11 protein-coding genes are annotated in these 14,477 nt (G+C 73.3%); 4 read left to right on the top strand and 7 right to left on the bottom strand.

All coding sequences use genetic code 11. The features are described 5' to 3' along the window. Positions 1 to 89: 89 nt before the first annotated feature. From V1634_RS15330 to V1634_RS15320, 3 genes are read left to right on the top strand one after another with little or no spacing between them, the layout of a single operon-like run. Positions 90 to 617 carry a hypothetical protein gene (locus V1634_RS15330; RefSeq protein WP_331208484.1) on the top strand — a complete coding sequence of 176 codons (528 nt, stop codon included), beginning with the start codon at positions 90 to 92 and terminating at the stop codon, positions 615 to 617. Beyond that, positions 614 to 1,738, top strand: a complete 1,125-nt coding sequence (locus tag V1634_RS15325; protein ID WP_331208483.1) for a phosphotransferase family protein — start codon at positions 614 to 616, stop codon at positions 1,736 to 1,738. Before V1634_RS15330 ends, V1634_RS15325 begins: the two co-directional genes overlap by 4 nt. Positions 1,739 to 1,752: 14 nt before the next feature. Then, positions 1,753 to 4,218, top strand: a complete 2,466-nt coding sequence (locus V1634_RS15320; RefSeq protein ID WP_331208482.1) for a lanthionine synthetase LanC family protein — start codon at positions 1,753 to 1,755, stop codon at positions 4,216 to 4,218. Positions 4,219 to 4,325: 107 nt separating this feature from the next. Here V1634_RS15320 and V1634_RS15315 read toward each other — a convergent pair whose 3' ends face one another. From V1634_RS15315 to V1634_RS15305, 3 genes are all read right to left on the bottom strand, one after another. Beyond that, on the bottom strand, positions 4,326 to 5,264 hold the full coding sequence (locus tag V1634_RS15315; RefSeq protein WP_331208481.1) for a diacylglycerol kinase catalytic domain-containing protein: 939 nt from the start codon (positions 5,262 to 5,264) through the stop codon (positions 4,326 to 4,328). Continuing rightward, positions 5,261 to 6,316, bottom strand: coding sequence for an SPFH domain-containing protein (locus V1634_RS15310; RefSeq protein ID WP_331208480.1), 1,056 nt, complete (start codon positions 6,314 to 6,316; stop codon positions 5,261 to 5,263). Before V1634_RS15310 ends, V1634_RS15315 begins: the two co-directional genes overlap by 4 nt. A gap of 108 nt (positions 6,317 to 6,424) precedes the next feature. After that, positions 6,425 to 7,126: an SDR family oxidoreductase gene (locus V1634_RS15305; protein WP_331208479.1), complete on the bottom strand. Its 702-nt coding sequence runs from the start codon at positions 7,124 to 7,126 to the stop codon at positions 6,425 to 6,427. A 96-nt stretch (positions 7,127 to 7,222) separates the two neighbouring features. Here V1634_RS15305 and V1634_RS15300 point away from each other — a divergent pair, with 96 nt between their 5' ends. Beyond that, positions 7,223 to 7,855, top strand: a complete 633-nt coding sequence (locus V1634_RS15300) for a TetR/AcrR family transcriptional regulator (RefSeq protein ID WP_331208478.1) — start codon at positions 7,223 to 7,225, stop codon at positions 7,853 to 7,855. Positions 7,856 to 7,916: 61 nt separating this feature from the next. Here V1634_RS15300 and V1634_RS15295 read toward each other — a convergent pair whose 3' ends face one another. From V1634_RS15295 to V1634_RS15280, 4 genes are all read right to left on the bottom strand, one after another. After that, on the bottom strand, positions 7,917 to 8,648 hold the full coding sequence (locus V1634_RS15295) for an alpha/beta hydrolase family protein (protein WP_331208477.1): 732 nt from the start codon (positions 8,646 to 8,648) through the stop codon (positions 7,917 to 7,919). Between the two features lie 232 nt (positions 8,649 to 8,880). After that, on the bottom strand, positions 8,881 to 9,636 hold the full coding sequence (locus V1634_RS15290; RefSeq protein ID WP_331208476.1) for an ABC transporter permease: 756 nt from the start codon (positions 9,634 to 9,636) through the stop codon (positions 8,881 to 8,883). Positions 9,637 to 9,823: 187 nt separating this feature from the next. Then, positions 9,824 to 10,807 carry an ATP-binding cassette domain-containing protein gene (locus V1634_RS15285; RefSeq protein ID WP_331208475.1) on the bottom strand — a complete coding sequence of 328 codons (984 nt, stop codon included), beginning with the start codon at positions 10,805 to 10,807 and terminating at the stop codon, positions 9,824 to 9,826. A 133-nt stretch (positions 10,808 to 10,940) separates the two neighbouring features. Continuing rightward, positions 10,941 to 14,393 (bottom strand): AfsR/SARP family transcriptional regulator, encoded by a 3,453-nt coding sequence (locus tag V1634_RS15280; RefSeq protein WP_331208474.1) that lies wholly within the window; start codon positions 14,391 to 14,393, stop codon positions 10,941 to 10,943. Positions 14,394 to 14,477 lie beyond the last annotated feature (84 nt).

The raw sequence follows: 14,477 nt of genomic DNA, 5'->3' as shown, positions 1-14,477 counted from the left end.
TTCGGTCGCGTCGAGATTCCGGCCGCCGGCCGTTGGTAGCGTGAACCGCTCGTGCCGATTCTCCGCAGCGACCGCAGAGGAGTGCCGCCATGCCGGAGGAGGAAGCGGATCCCGTCCCCCGACGACCGCCACTGCGGCAGGACCGTCTCGTCGACGACCTTCGGCCGGCGCCCCAGGAGCCGCCCCCCGACGTCGTCGAACTGCACGGCTTCCTGGGCAGGGACGGTGCGGACGGATACTGGCGGCTCTATCTGACCGTTGGCCTGGACAGCTACCTGCGGATCGCCGAGGCGGACATCGTCGCCAGCCGTCAGGCCGACGACGACGCCACCTCCCTCGATCCCAGTGTCGTCGTCGTCCGCGCCTCGGCCACTGTCGAACACGTGCACACCACCTCTGCCGACCTGCACGCGGACTTCCTCCGGGGGCCGTACTCGACCGGGCTAGGGACGGAGCGGTCCGGCAACGATGCCCCGGCGACGCGGTCCAGACTGCGGCGCGGACACTTCACCGCAGAGGCCGCACTTGCTTACCCGCAGACCTATCCCTATTTCTGTCGCCCTCAGGTCACCATCGAACAGCAGACCTGCTTCTGCACGATCTTCTGCCCGAGGTGACCGGACCCTCCACCGCGTCCCGCCCGGCCGCGCCGGGCAGCGCCGTACCGGAACTGTCGTCACCCGCGGGCCTGCTGACCTACCTACTCGACCGCGGGCTCCTGCCCTGGGACGGCGTCGATCCTGGCGACATCGTGGTGACCATCCGAAGCAGCCGCAGTTCGAGTCACGTCGTCGAGGCCGGCCCGGACCGCTGCTACTTCCTGAAGCATCCGACCAGCCTCGAACAGCAGGCGACGGTGAGGCACGAGGCCCTGGTCTACCAGGCCCTGTCGCCCCGTGAGGAGTTCCGGGGCATCGGACCCCGCCTGATCCGGCACGATCCGGACCTGCCGCTGCTGGTGCTGGAAGCGATCCAACCGTCCCGACCGTCCGACCCGGTCCGGATCACGTCCCGGCGCTTCATCACTCGGCTCGGGCGGCGGCTCGGGCGGGTACTCGCCGCGCTGCACGACCTTCCCCCGGTGGCCGGCGATCCGTACGCGCCACTGCCGCCGGCACTCCGGCTGGACGCGCCACCTGTCGCCTTCCGTGAGTATCTCGGCGCCGCCACGACCCGGCTCGTCCGGTGCGTGCAGCAGGACGCGACCCTCACCGCCACCCTCGCGCGCTGCCGGGAGAGCTGGCGCCGTACGACCTGGATCCACGGCGAGGTCAGATGGCCGCACGTCGTCCTGCGGGCCGCGTCCGGCAACGCTGTCGCACGACCGGTTCTTGTCGACTACGAATCCGCCGGACTGGGCGAACCCTGCTGGGACGTGGGCTGCGTCATCGCCGCCTACCTCGACTCGTGGCTCGGCTCGATGCCCGATCCGACGACCGGATCGGTCGAGACGCTGGTCTCCCGGTCGGCGCTGTCCGTACCCGAATTGCAGGAGGCGGTCGCGGCGTTCTGGCGCGGCTACGCCACCGGGCGACGGCTCACGGCGGTGGAACGCCGGGCTGCGCTCGACCGGGCCGTACGGTTCGCCGTCGTCAGACTGCTGTGGTCGATCTTCGAGCTCAGCGTGGGAGAGGAGAGCCTCGATCCCCGGTGCGTCATGGCACTCCAACTCGCACACAATCTCGCCCGGCGTCCCTACGAGGGCGTTCGCCACCTGCTCGGCATCCCGCTGAGCTGACGGATGGACGGATCATGACCTCGTACCGGGAGCAGGTGGCGGATCTCGCCAGGTACGTCCGGGTCCTGGACGAACGACGCTTCGTCTGGTTCGGGCAGCGAGTCTCCGCCGTCCCTCCGAGGAACACCGCCCACCGGCCAGCGCCGACGCCGATCCGGTCCACCCTGGCTCTGCACCTCTACCAGCACTTCTTCGTCACCGGCGCTCCGGTCCCCACCCGCCTGCGGGGGCAGCCGGGCGGCAGCGCGCCGGACGCCGCCTTCGTCGAGCACATCCGGGACAACATCGTGGGCGCCGGCCCGCCGGACCGGGACTGGCGGTTCGACCGCTCGCACCCCGAGGGCGTGGTCGCCACCCGCGACGGGATCTCCTTCCTGGTGCCCCGGACGGCGGTAGCCGAGTTTGGTTCGGGCAGGTCACCGGGGGACGCGCTCACCGTACGGCAGTCGCCTCTCCTCCGTGCGGCGCAGCCGGGCTTCTGCTTCGTCCTCGGCAGCGTCGCCCCACCGGAACCGGGCGAGACGATCCGGCTTTACTGGAACATCGCGGCCGACGGCGCCGCCATGCTCACCCGGCTGCTGAGCACCGATCTGAACACCCGCTCGATACCGTTCACCCTCAAGCTGCCCAACACCGCGCAGGGTTACCAGCGCTGCGACTCCGCCGTGTTGTACGTGGCCGGTGCGCTGTTGCCGGCCGTGGTCGAGGTGGTCGTCCGGCGCCATCCGGAGCTGGAGCCGGTGCTCGGGGACCGGATTCCTCCGCTCACCAGTCCGCTGCTGCGCGGCGTCGGCGTGGCGCAGGACCCGGGTGGTGGCGAGAGCTTCGGGCAGCACCGGTGCCGGCTGCTCGCCGAGGCGCTCTGCACACCGGCTGCGCGGCAGGCGCGCGGACCGCAGCGGCGCGCGGAGGAGCTGATCAGGTGGCTGGACGAGAACGGCGTCTCGATCGTCGCGCCCTACCGGAACGCCGGCTCCACCGACCTGGAACCGCCGCTGCTCCGGCTGGTCAACCGAACCGGCGACCGGGCAGCCGGAACACCCGACGGCCGTGGACATCCCCGGCCGGCAGCCCTGGGCCCGGCCGGACCGCTCGGGGCCGACCCTGTCGCGGCCGTTCCGCTCGCCGCCGCCCCGGGGGCGGCCGACCCGCTCGGGGCCGCGATGGCGATCGGCGAGGTGTTGCTGGCCGAGGCGATGTGGTGGGGCGACAGGTGCACCTGGTGGGGGTCGCACGGCCGGGAGAACTGGACGGCGATCGGTCCGGACGTCTACTCCGGCACGGCCGGCGTGGCGTCCTTCCTGGCGACGCTGGCGGAGACCGTCGACGACGACCGGTTCGCCGACGCGGCGGTCGGCGCCTTCCGCTGTGCCGCACGACAGGTCGAGCAGCGGATGGCGCCGAATCAGGCCGGCTACCACCTTGGCTGGTCCGGGGTCGCCGCCAACCTCCTGCGGGCCGCGCACCGGTTGGATCACCCCGAGCTCTGGGCACTGGGCGCGCGGATCGTCCGTGACCGGCTCGACCGCGACCTGCTTTGCGCGGGCAACGACTGGTTGGCGGGTCTCGCCGGTACCGTCTCCGGGCTGCTGACGCTGGCCCGGGAGGGGGTGGACGGGCCGGTTCTCGACGCGGCGGAGCGGGTCGGCCGGGCGCTACTGACCCGGACGATCCGGGTCGCCGACACGGTCGCCTGGCGCGAGCCGCAGGTGCGCAGCAACGTACCGCTGACCGGACTCGCCCACGGCTGCGCCGGTATCGCGCTCGCCCTGGCCGATCTCGCGGTGGCGACCGGCGACGGCCGGTTCCGGAGCGTGGCCCTGGACGCCGTCGAGTACGAACGACGGCGCTTCTCTCGCGTCCAACGCAACTGGCCCGACTTCCGGCTCCAGCCGGCCGCGCGCGGCTCCAGCGGCGTTCGGCGGTACGCCGTCGCCTGGTGCCACGGCGCCCCGGGCATCACGCTGGCCCGCTCCCTGACCTGGCGACTGCTCGGTGCACCCCACCTGAGCGAGGAGACCGCGACCGGGCTCGTCACGACGATCCGGTCGCTCGACTGGCTGACCGAGGAGGGAATGGACCGGATGGTCCTGTGTCACGGACTGGCCGGCAACCTGATGATCGTCAGATCCGTCGCGCGGCAGGGCTTCGCGACACCGGTGCGGCACGCGTCCACCGTCGACGCCGCCACCCGCACTCTGTGCCGGACCGCCCGGCTCGTCCGGGGCAGTGGCGCCGTCTCACGGTGGGCCAGGCAGAATCCCGGACTGCTGACCGGCGTCGCCGGGATCGGGCAAGCCCTGCTCGGCGAGGCCGGGGTGGCCGGTGCGTCCGAGGGCATCCTGCCCTGGACGGCGCCTCCACCGGAGAGCAGCCTGCCGGTCCAGCCGGCCGTACCGGCGAATTTTCCGGGTGAACGTCAACGAACTCCGCCCGGCGCTCACCTCGACCGGGGAGCGCAGGCCCGGACGCCGGCCTGATTCGCCGCTTCCGGAACAGGCAGGCCCGGACGCCGGCCCGCTTTACCTCCGTCGACGGCCCGGCGCCGCCCGCCCGGAGCGGGCGTCCGCGCGAATCGGGGCGGACTTCATGCCCATGCCTCCGAATCGACGTCAGCGACGGATACCGGCTCGACCACCCGTAGCCGCCGGGTCGACGGGCCGACGGTCAACCGCTGCCCCCAGACCATCGTCAGGTGGTCGGTCTCGAGCCCGTCGGCGAAGACCACCAGCCGCTCCCGCTCCGCGACGATTTCCAGCGTCTCGTCCGCGCCGAGCCGCCCGGCGGTCAGCGACGCGCCGGTCGTCGGGGACGGCCACGCCTCGCGGACGAACCAGCACAGCGCCGGTTCGTCCGCCGCCGGCAGCGGCGGTGCGGCGGCCCGTTCCCGGGCGATCGACGCGCACCAGCCGGTGGCGCCGGTCCCGGTGCCGACCACCAGTCCGGAGGAGGACTGGCGTTCGCGGCGGCCGTCGGTGATGCAGAGCAGGTAGCGCGCCGACTGGTGCCCGGGATGACCGGCGTAGATCTCGTTCAGCCCGACCAGTTCCTGGCCGTCGTCGAGAGTGGCCCGGACCATGGTCCGGTCCCGCACCGGAGCCCGCCCGGCGACCACCGCGGTCACCAGCCCGGCGACCGCCTCTGGCCCGAACCGGACGAGTACTCCGGCGTTCTGCCCCGGCTCCGGGTCCACCCCGATCACCGGCTGCCCGTCCAGGTACTTGGCGACGTTGGCGACCAGCCCGTCCTGGCCGACCGCCAGCACGATGTCCTCGGCCGCGAACGGGAACCGGGCCAGGTCGTCCCGGTCCACCCGACCCCGCCGCCAGTCCGCCGGGATGGCCGATCCGACCGTGGTCAGCGCCGCCTGCAGCGCCTCGTGCCGGGTCACCACCTCGGTCAGGTCGCGCCCCCGCTGGCGCAGGTAGTAGCCGGCGGCGGCCCGGGTGCCGTGGTGGGCCAGCAACTCGTCCAGTTCGCTGCGCCGGCTCACCACGACGACCCTCGGCGCCAGCGTGGCGCTCACCGGGACAGCCGGGTCAGCAGGCCGGTCAGCATATCCGGGGTGACCGTGAGCTGGCCGATCTCGGGAAGCTGCCCGGCCACCTCGCGCAGCGCCAGCGCGTGCAGCACCTCCGGCGGCAGGTCCCGGTACGCCGCCAGCCTGGCCGTCTCCGCCTCGGCCTCGGCGAGCCCGATCACGCGTACCCCGTCGGCCTTCGCTCCGGCGAGGGTGCGCTCCTTCTCCGCCTCGGCGGCGGCCAGCACCCGGGCCCGCTCGGCCGCCGCCGCGTTCGTCACCTTCTCCCGCTCGGCCTTGCCCTGGGCCCCCGCCAGGTCGGCGGCGGCCTCCAGTTCGACCTTGCGCCGGGAGTTGGCGCCGTGCTGCTCCACCAACTGCTGCTCCCGGCGGGCCAGCTCGATCTTGTTCTGCAACTCGTTCTCGGCGATCGCCCGCTCCTGCTCGACCGCCTGCGCCCGGCGTGCGTAGGTGGCCCGGTCGGCCTCGACCTGCACCGTCTCCCGGGTCGGTGTCTGGAGCGCCCGCTCCATTTCCGGCTCGGGCCGCACCGCCACCACCCGGGCGCTGACCACCGAGACACCCACGTCGGTCAGCCGGCCCTCGTCGCGCAGCGCCGCCGAGACCGCCTCGCGGACCGCCGCGATGTCGGTGAGCGCCTCGGCCAGCGGCACCCGGGCCAGCAGGTCCAGCGCCGGCTGCTGGGCCAGCTCGGCCAGCAGGGTGGCGATCTGGTCGAGCGGACGGCCCCGGGCGACGCCCCTGTGCGGGTCGACCGAGAAGTCCAGCCGGCTCGCCGCCAGCGCCGGGTCGGCGATCCGGTACGTCACCGTCGCCTGCACGGTGACGTCGGCGAAGTCACCGGTCCGGGCGTGGAACAGCAGTGGCAGCTCGCGGTCGTCGACCGGCACCTCGCTCAGTACGCCGACCAGCGGCCGGTACCAGAAGGACTGCCCGACCCCCTCGTGTCGGACGCTGCCCCGCACGGAGTGTCGGATCCACGTGGTTGGCGCCCCGCGCAGGTGTCGCAGGAACAGCCGCCTGGTCACGTCGGCCATGACGCGCCCCCTCCCCTGTTTTCGTCGCCAAGACGATAAAGGGAGATCGGATTTCGCGTCAAGCTGCCGATAAACCGGTCCCGAACCCAGGGCCCCGGACAGCCCGGGTCAGGCGGCGGCGAGTTGCGGATAGAGGGCGGCGAGATCCGCCGAGAGCCCGGCCTTCACCCGGCGGGTCACGTCGTCGGCGAGTACCTCGTGGGCGCCGGCCTCGACCCCGTCCAGGGCCTGCCGGGCGACGTCCTCCGGGGCGACCTTCGGCACGTCGAGGTGCGCGGCCATGTCGGTGTCGACGTACCCGACGTGCAGCCCGGTCACCCCGACACCCCTGGCGAGCAGTTCCAGCCGCAGCGAGTTGCTCATCGACCAGAGTGCCGCCTTGGATGCGCTGTAGGAGCCGGAGAGGGCGAGCCAGGAGAGCACCGAGTGGATGGTCAGGAGGTGGCCACCGCCGGCCGCGACCATGCCCGGCACGAAGGCCCGGGTCACGGCGAGTGGGCCGAAGAAGTTCGCCTCGAACTCGCGGCGGACGTCCTCCACCGGCGAGCCGAGGAAGTTCGCGGCGACCAGGCCGGCCGCGTTGTTCACCAGCACGGTGACGTCGGATGCCCGCCGGGCGGCCTCGGCGACCGACTCGGGGTCGGTCATCTCCAGTGCCAGCGGCACGACGTCGGGGTTGGTGACAGTACGCGGATCGCGGGCGGTGGCGTAGACCCTGCGGGCGCCCCGGGCCAGCGCCTCGGCGGCGATCGCCCGGCCGAGCCCACGGTTGCCGCCCGTGACGAGGACGACGGCGTCTCTGATCTGCATCATGGTGCCTTTCGGGGAGAGGTAGAAAACCGATCGGTTTCCACCACCGTAAACCGATCGGTTTCCATCCGCAAGCAGGGCGGGTACGCTGCGAACATGACCTCGACGACCAACCCGGCGACCCCGCGCGACCGGCTGCTCCGGGCGGCGGCCGCGCTCTTCCACCGGGAGGGCATCGCGACCACCGGGGTCGAGCGGCTCTGCCAGGTGGCCGGCGTCTCCAAGCGGACCATGTACCAACTCTTCGAGACCAAGGACGCCCTGGTGGCGGAGAGTCTCGACGCGTGCGGCCCGGGGGTGGTCGCGGCACACCTGCCGGACCAGACCTCCGGTCTCGACCCGCGCGAGCGGATCCTCACCGTCTTCGCCCACCTGGACGAGCTGTCCGGCTCACCCGAGTTCCGGGGATGTCCGTTCCTGAACACGGCGGTCGAACTCCGGGACCCCGACCATCCGGCCAGCGTGGTGGCCCGCAGCTACAAGGGCCGGCTGACCGACTTCTTCGCCGAGCAGGCCCGGCTGGCCGGTGCCCGCGACCCGGAGACGCTGGCCAGGCAGCTCACCATCGTCTACGACGGGTCGGCCAGCCGGGCCGTGACCCAGGGTGCCGGGCTGGACGGGCTGGCCGCGCTCACCGCCTCGGCACTGCTCGACGCCCAGCTCGGCACCGCCTCATCCGAGGCCCAGCTCGACACCGCCTCATCCGAGGCCCAGTTCGACACCGCCTGACCCGGACCGCCGCGTACCGCCGGCAGCTCCTATCGACTGTCGCCGGCCTGACGGCCCTGCCTCACCTCAGGTGCCGGGCGAAGAACCGGTTCCCGTCGTCCCCCTCGAACTGCGGGACGCCGGTGTGCCCGCCCATGTTGGCGTGCAGCGTCTTCTCCCTGGAGCCGAAGGCGTCGAACAGGTCCAGGGCCAACTGCCGGTCGTTTCCCTCGTCGTCCCACTGAAGCAGGACCTGCAACGGAATGGTGACCTGCCGGGCCTGTTCGAACATGGTGCGGGGCACGAAACTCCCGGCGAACAGCAGGGCGGCCGAGATGCGCGGCTCGACCACCGCCAGCCGGATGCCGATGGCGATCACCCCTCCCGCGTACCCGACCGGACCGCCGATCTCGGGCAGCGAGAGGAGGGCGTCCAGGGCGGCCCGCCACTCCGGGACCGCCTTCTCGACCAGTGGCAGGACGAGCCGGTCGACGATCTCGTCGTCGACCGGCTCGCCAGCCGCCAGCGCCCGGTGCAGGTCGCCGCGGGCCTCCTCGGCGGCGGCGGACCGGGGCCGGTCACCGCTCCCGGGGAGTTCGATGGTGGCTGCGGCGAAGCCCTCCGCCGCACAGTGCCGGGCCCGGACCACCAGTCGGGGGTACATCCTGCGCAGTCCGCCGGGGTGGCCGAGCAGGATCAGCGGGGCCGGCGCGGATGCGGATCCGGGCGTCCACAGGATGCCCGGGATCCCCCCGAGGGCGAATCCGCGTTCGAGAACGCCGTCGTCGAGGCGCTGTTCAGCAGTGAATTCCACGGTCGTGCCTTTCGGGAGTGCTCGCGAACGGCGCTCCCGGACGACCTATCGCCCGACCGTGACCCCGCAGGGGAGCACCCATGTCGAAACGTTCACGGGTACCACCTCCTCGGTCTCTCGCACGGCCTCCGGAAGTTAGCAGCGTCGCCGCGCTCCGCCAAACCGGTTTTCCGAAGACTCGGTACGAGCGCCGCACGACGGCTGGCACACACCCGCACCCGGCCGACCGCCGTCAGCGGCTCAGCCGCTGGTACCGCCGGACGGCCAGCGGCGCGAAGACGCCGATCAGCAGCAGCGGGAAGGCGACCGCCAGGAGCAGCGGGTGCTGCGCCGCCCAGGAGTCCCCGCCGCTCCCCGGATTGCCGAACAGCTCACGGCTGGCCGCCACCGTCGCCGACAGCGGGTTCCACGACGAGATCGCGCCGAGCCAGTCCGGCATCAGTTCCGGTGCCACGAAGACGTTGGAGAGCGCCGTCAGCGGGAAGGCCAGCGGAAAGACGATCACTCCGACGGTGTCCGGGTTCGGCACCATCAGGCCGAGGAAGATGCCGACCCAGGTGAGCGCGAGCCGCAGCAGCAGGATCAGCCCCACCGCCGTGAGCGCGTCGAGCAGGCCGTTGCGCCACTGCCAGCCGACCAGCAGGCCGCAGACCACCAGCATGGTCATCTCCAGCAGCGCGCGGAGCAGGTCCGCACCGGCCCGCCCGGTGACCAGCGCGGTCCGGGCCATCGGCATCGACCGGAACCGGTCCACCACGCCCCGGCTGACGTCCATCGCGATACCGCTGGCGGTGGCGCCCAGCCCGTACAGCATGGTCATCACGAAGACGCCAGGCAGCAGGTACTCCCGATAGCTGCCCTGGCCGGGCATCGCCATCCCGCTGCCGAAGACGTAGCCGAAGACCAGCACGAACATGATCGGCAGGCTGAAGTAGATGAGTATCTCCTCGGGCGAACGGACCACGTGCGCCATGTTCCGGCCGGTCATCACCCAACCGTCGGTAACCGCCCGACGGAACCCGGCCGACCGCCCGGCCGACCGCCCGGCCGACCGCCTTGCCGGAGACGCCTGCGACGCCCGGTGCTGTGCCTGCAACGTACTGGTCATGCCGTCACCCCGTTCCACTCGTCGTCGTACCGACCCGGCCGGTCCGGCCGTCCCGCCACCGGCCCGGTCACGCCGGCACCCCTGCCCGGTTCGGCTGCGCCGCCCCGGCCTGGTGCCCGGTCAGGTGCAGGAAGGCCTCGTCGAGGGTCGGCCGGCGCAACCCGATGTCCTCGACCGCGATCCCGGCGTCCCGCAGCGCCCGCATCACGTCGCCGAGCGCCGCCACCCGGTCCAGGACCGGGGCGCTGAGCTGCCGGATCTCCGCGTCGAGCGTCACCGGCCCGGCGGAGGAACGTTCCACGATCCCGGCGGCGGTGCCGAGTTCCGCCGCGTGCCGGACCACCACCTCGATCCGGTCCGCCCCGATCCGCGCCTTCAGCTCGGCCGAGGTGCCCTCCGCGACCACCCGGCCGGCGTCGACAACCAGGATCCGATCGGCGAGCTGGTCCGCCTCCTCCAGGTACTGGGTGGTCAGCAGCACGGTGGTGCCGTCGGCGACGAGGCTCCGTACCGCCGACCAGAGCTGGTTGCGGCTGCGCGGGTCGAGCCCGGTGGTCGGCTCGTCGAGGAAGAGCACCTGGGGGGTCATGATCAGACTGGCCGCCAGGTCCAGCCGGCGGCGCATCCCGCCGGAGTACTCCGCCGCCGAGCGGCCCGCCGCGGCGGTCAGCCCGAACTGCTCCAGCAGCTCGTCCGCGCGGCGCCGGGCCGCCCGAGCCGACAGACGGTGCAGCCGACCGAAAAGGATCAGATTTTGCCGCCCGCTGAGTATCTCGTCGACCGCCGCGTACTGCCCGGTCAGCCCGATCACCTCACGGACCTGCTCGGGCTGCCGGGCCACGTCGTACCCGGCCACCTGAGCCCGGCCGGAGTCGAAGCGCAGTAGCGTGGCGAGGATCCGGACCGCCGTGGTCTTGCCGGCGCCGTTCGGTCCGAGCAGCCCGCACACCGTGCCGGCCGGCACGCGCAGGTCGAACCCGTCGAGGGCCCGGGTGGCGCCGTACCGCTTGTGCAGTCCCTCCGCCACGACCGCTGATGTCTGTGTCGTCATGCCGAACACGGTCACCGACCGCGCGCACCGGTCACGCACCGATCGCTGACGGCCGCCCTGACCGGTCCCGCACCGATCGCTGACCGCCGGGCTGACCGGCCACGCACCGCCGGGCCGGTGCGGTCGCCCGCGGTCAGCCGGCGTCGAGCATCGCCAGCGCCGCCGCCCGGCTCAGCGCCGCACCCCGGGCCAGCAGACGCCGGTACGCCGGCTCGCCGAGCCGGGCCCGGGTGGCGACGGCGACCGGTGCGGCGTCGATCGCCACCGCGCTGCCGTAGCCGGCCTGCAACGCCGCAACCGCGCCGAGCAGCAGGCCGGCCCGGTCGACGTCGCCGTCCCGGAGCACCGGTCCGACCAGACCCTCGATCGCGATCGTGAGGGTACTCAGCTCCCACACTCCCGCCGTGGCGCCCAGCACCTGACGGAACCGGGCCCGCGCCCCTGCCTCGTCACCGGCCGCCGCCAGGATCTGCCCCAGGGCGACGAGCGCCGCGAGCCGTACCCCCTCCGCCCCGAACCAGCCGGTCGGGCACTCCGCCAACGCCTGCTCGCAGAGCCGCCGGGCCCGGTCCAGGTCACCGTGCCGCCGGGCGATCTCGCCGAGCCCCAGGTGGGCCGCTGCCAGCAGCTCCGGCGCCCCGGCCGGCACGGCCAGCTCCAGCACCCGCCGGTAGTCGTCCTCGGCTCCGACCAGGTCGTCGATGCCGAGCCGACCGTCGCCCCGGGTACGCAGCAGCTCCGCCATGTCGAGCATCGAGTCGAGTTCGTCGGCCAGCCGCAGCGCCTCGTCGACAAGTTCGGAGTGGGTGTGGTCGCGGCGCCGGTACGCCAGCTCGATCAGGATCGTCAGCACCAGGATCGTCCCCCAGCGCTCCCCGATGGCCCGGAAGTCGGCCAACGCCTGGTCGAGCCTGGTGTACGCCTCCTCGTAGCGACCTTCGAGCATCAGCACCATCCCCATGCCGAGCGCCGCCAGCGCCCGGCTCCACGGGTCGGTTCCGATGAGCCCGATCCAGCCTTCGGGGGTGCTGAGCAGATTCGCCGCCATCTCCGGCGGTGGACCGTTGGCGACCCCGGACAGGTAGAGCAGGAACGGCTGCCGGGGTGGACGGCCCAGGCTCCACAGGATCGTGGCTGCCGGTTCGACACCCTGCGGCCCCGAACCGTACCCGCCGAGCGAGGCGTGCAGCAGACAGAGGGCGTACTCCTCGGCGAGTTCGGGGGGCGGGTCGCCGCCGAGCTGCTCGACGAGTTGGGCGGCCAGCGCGGCCCCCTCACCCCGCAGGCCGCGCAGCCACCAGTAGAACGAGAGCGCGGCGACCAGCTCCAGCGCGGTAGCGACGTCTCCGGCGGCCATCGCCCGGCGCAGCGCGGCGTGCAGGTCGTCGCGGTCGCCGTCGAGCCGCCGCAGCCAGTCCAACTGGTCCGCGCCGCGCAGCCGCAGGTCGGCGGTACGGGCCAGTTCGAGGAAGTACCCCGCGTGCGCCCGCCGCAGCTCCTCCGCCTCGCCGGCCTCGACCAGCCGTTCGGCGCCGAACGCGCGTACCGTCTCCAGCATCCGGAAGCGCCCGCCGCCCGCCTCCACCAGGGACTTGTCCACCAGGCTGGAGAGCACGTCGAGCAGCTCCGCGTCGCCTGCGCCCGTGTCGAGGGGTCCGCAGACCCGTTCGACGGCGGCCAGGTCGGCGGGGCCGGCGAAGATCGTCAGCCGGCGCGCCAACCGCTGTTCGGCCTCGTCCAGCAGGTCCCAGCTCCACTGCACCACCGCACGCAGCGTCTGGTGCCGGGGCTGGGCGATCCGGCTGCCCCGGGTCAGCAGCCGGAACCGGTCGTCGAGCCGGGCCGCCACCTCGGTGACCGGCAGTGCCCGCAGCCGGGCCGCCGCCAGCTCGATGGCGAGCGGCAGGCCGTCGAGGGTGCGACAGATCCGCAGTACCGAGGGAAGGTTGTCGGGGCCGACGGTGAAGCCCGGTGACACGTCGGTGGCCCGTTCGACGAAGAGCCGGACGGCCGGGTACCCCGGGGCGGCCTCGGCGGCGGTCTCGGCCGGTGGCAGGGGCAGCCCGGAGATCGGGCAGAGCGCCTCGCCGGTGAGCCCGAGCGGCTCCCGGCTGGTGGCCAGGACCCGCACCTTCGGGCAGGTGCCGAGCAGCCGGGCGACGAGCCGGGCGGCGTCGGCGACCAGGTGCTCGCAGTTGTCCAGTACCAGCAGCAGGCTGCGGTCGGCGAGCGCCGTGACCAGCCGGTCGGCGGCGTCCCGGGGGCCGCCCTGGGCGCTCAGCGCGGCGTCCCGCAGATTCAGCGCGGCCAGCACCGCGGAGGCGACGTCCGCACCTGCGGCCACCGCCGCGAGTTCGACCAGGAAGACCTCGCCGGGCTGCCGACCGGCCGCCTCGATCGCCAGCCGGGTTTTGCCGGCGCCACCGGGCCCGTGCAGCGTGACCAGGCGCCCCTCGCCGAGCAGCTTGCCGACCCGGGCCAGTTCCTCGTCCCGGCCGACAAAGCTGCTGAGCTGCCCGGGCAGCCCGACAGCCGCCCCGGACAGCTCCCCGTCGGCGCTGGCCGCCTCGCCATCGACCACGGCGGGAGCGGCGGCCGGGCCGGCAGCATCGGCGGCGGCCGGGGTGGGGGCATCGGCCGCCGGCCTGCCGGGATCGGCGGCTGGACTGGCGGGCCTTGCAGGGGTGGGACCGGGGCGGCCCGTTTCGGCCGGGAGCAGGGCGGGATCGTCGCGCAGCACGGCCACGTGCAGCGCGGCCAGTTCCGGAGACGGGTCGGTGCCGAGTTCCGCCGCGAGCAGTCGCCGGGCCTCTTCGAAGGTGGCCAGCGCCTCGGCCCGGCGACCGCCGACGTGCAGCGCGCGGATGAGCTGGCCGCGAAGTCGCTCCCGCAACGGGTACGCCGCCACCAGCTCCCGCAGCTCCGCCACCGACGGTCCGGCCCCGGCGATGTCGAGTTCCGCCGCCACGCGGTCCTCGACGGCGGCGAGCCGCAACTCGTCGAGGCGGATCGCCGCGGCCCGGGCGAAGGGTGCCTCCCGGACGTCGGCCAGCGGCTCGCCGCGCCACAGCCGGGAGGCGGCGCGCAACAGCACGACGGCGTTCCGGCGGTCACCCCGGGACAACGCGCGCTGGCCCTCCGCCACCAGCCGGGTGAACCGGTGCAGGTCGACGTCCTCCGGTTCCACCGCGATCCGGTAGCCCGCCGGGTGGAACTCCACCGGTGGCTCCGGCCCGTCGACGCCGGAGAGCACCTGGCGCAGCCGGGAGACCTGGGACTGCAACGCGTTCGCGGCCCGGTTGGGCGGGGCGTCGCCGTACAGGCCCTGGATCAGTCGGTCCGCCGAGACCACCCGGCCGGCGTCGAGGAGCAGCAGTACCAGCAGGGCACGCAGCCGCGGACCACCGACGGCGAGTCGCCGGCCGTCGCCCGCGTACACCTCGGTCGCGCCCAGGATGCCGAACCGCATGGCGTCGATTGTCGCCCACGCCACCACGGCGGCCGGCACGCCCTCGGCCGGGGGCAGCACCGCCGTGCTGGCGGCCTCCTCAGGGTCCCGGCAGCGACCGGCGCGTTCCGTACCCATGCGAGGGTTTGCGCATTTGAACCCTTTACTGCATTGCTGTAGCTACTTTGGGGGGTGTTCGTCCGCGACGCGACCACGGGAGGC

This window comes from Plantactinospora veratri, assembly GCF_036421995.1.
Taxonomy (GTDB): domain Bacteria; phylum Actinomycetota; class Actinomycetes; order Mycobacteriales; family Micromonosporaceae; genus Plantactinospora; species Plantactinospora veratri.
Note: the sequence above shows the minus strand (reverse complement) of the source record. Positions and strands in the feature narration are given on the sequence as shown.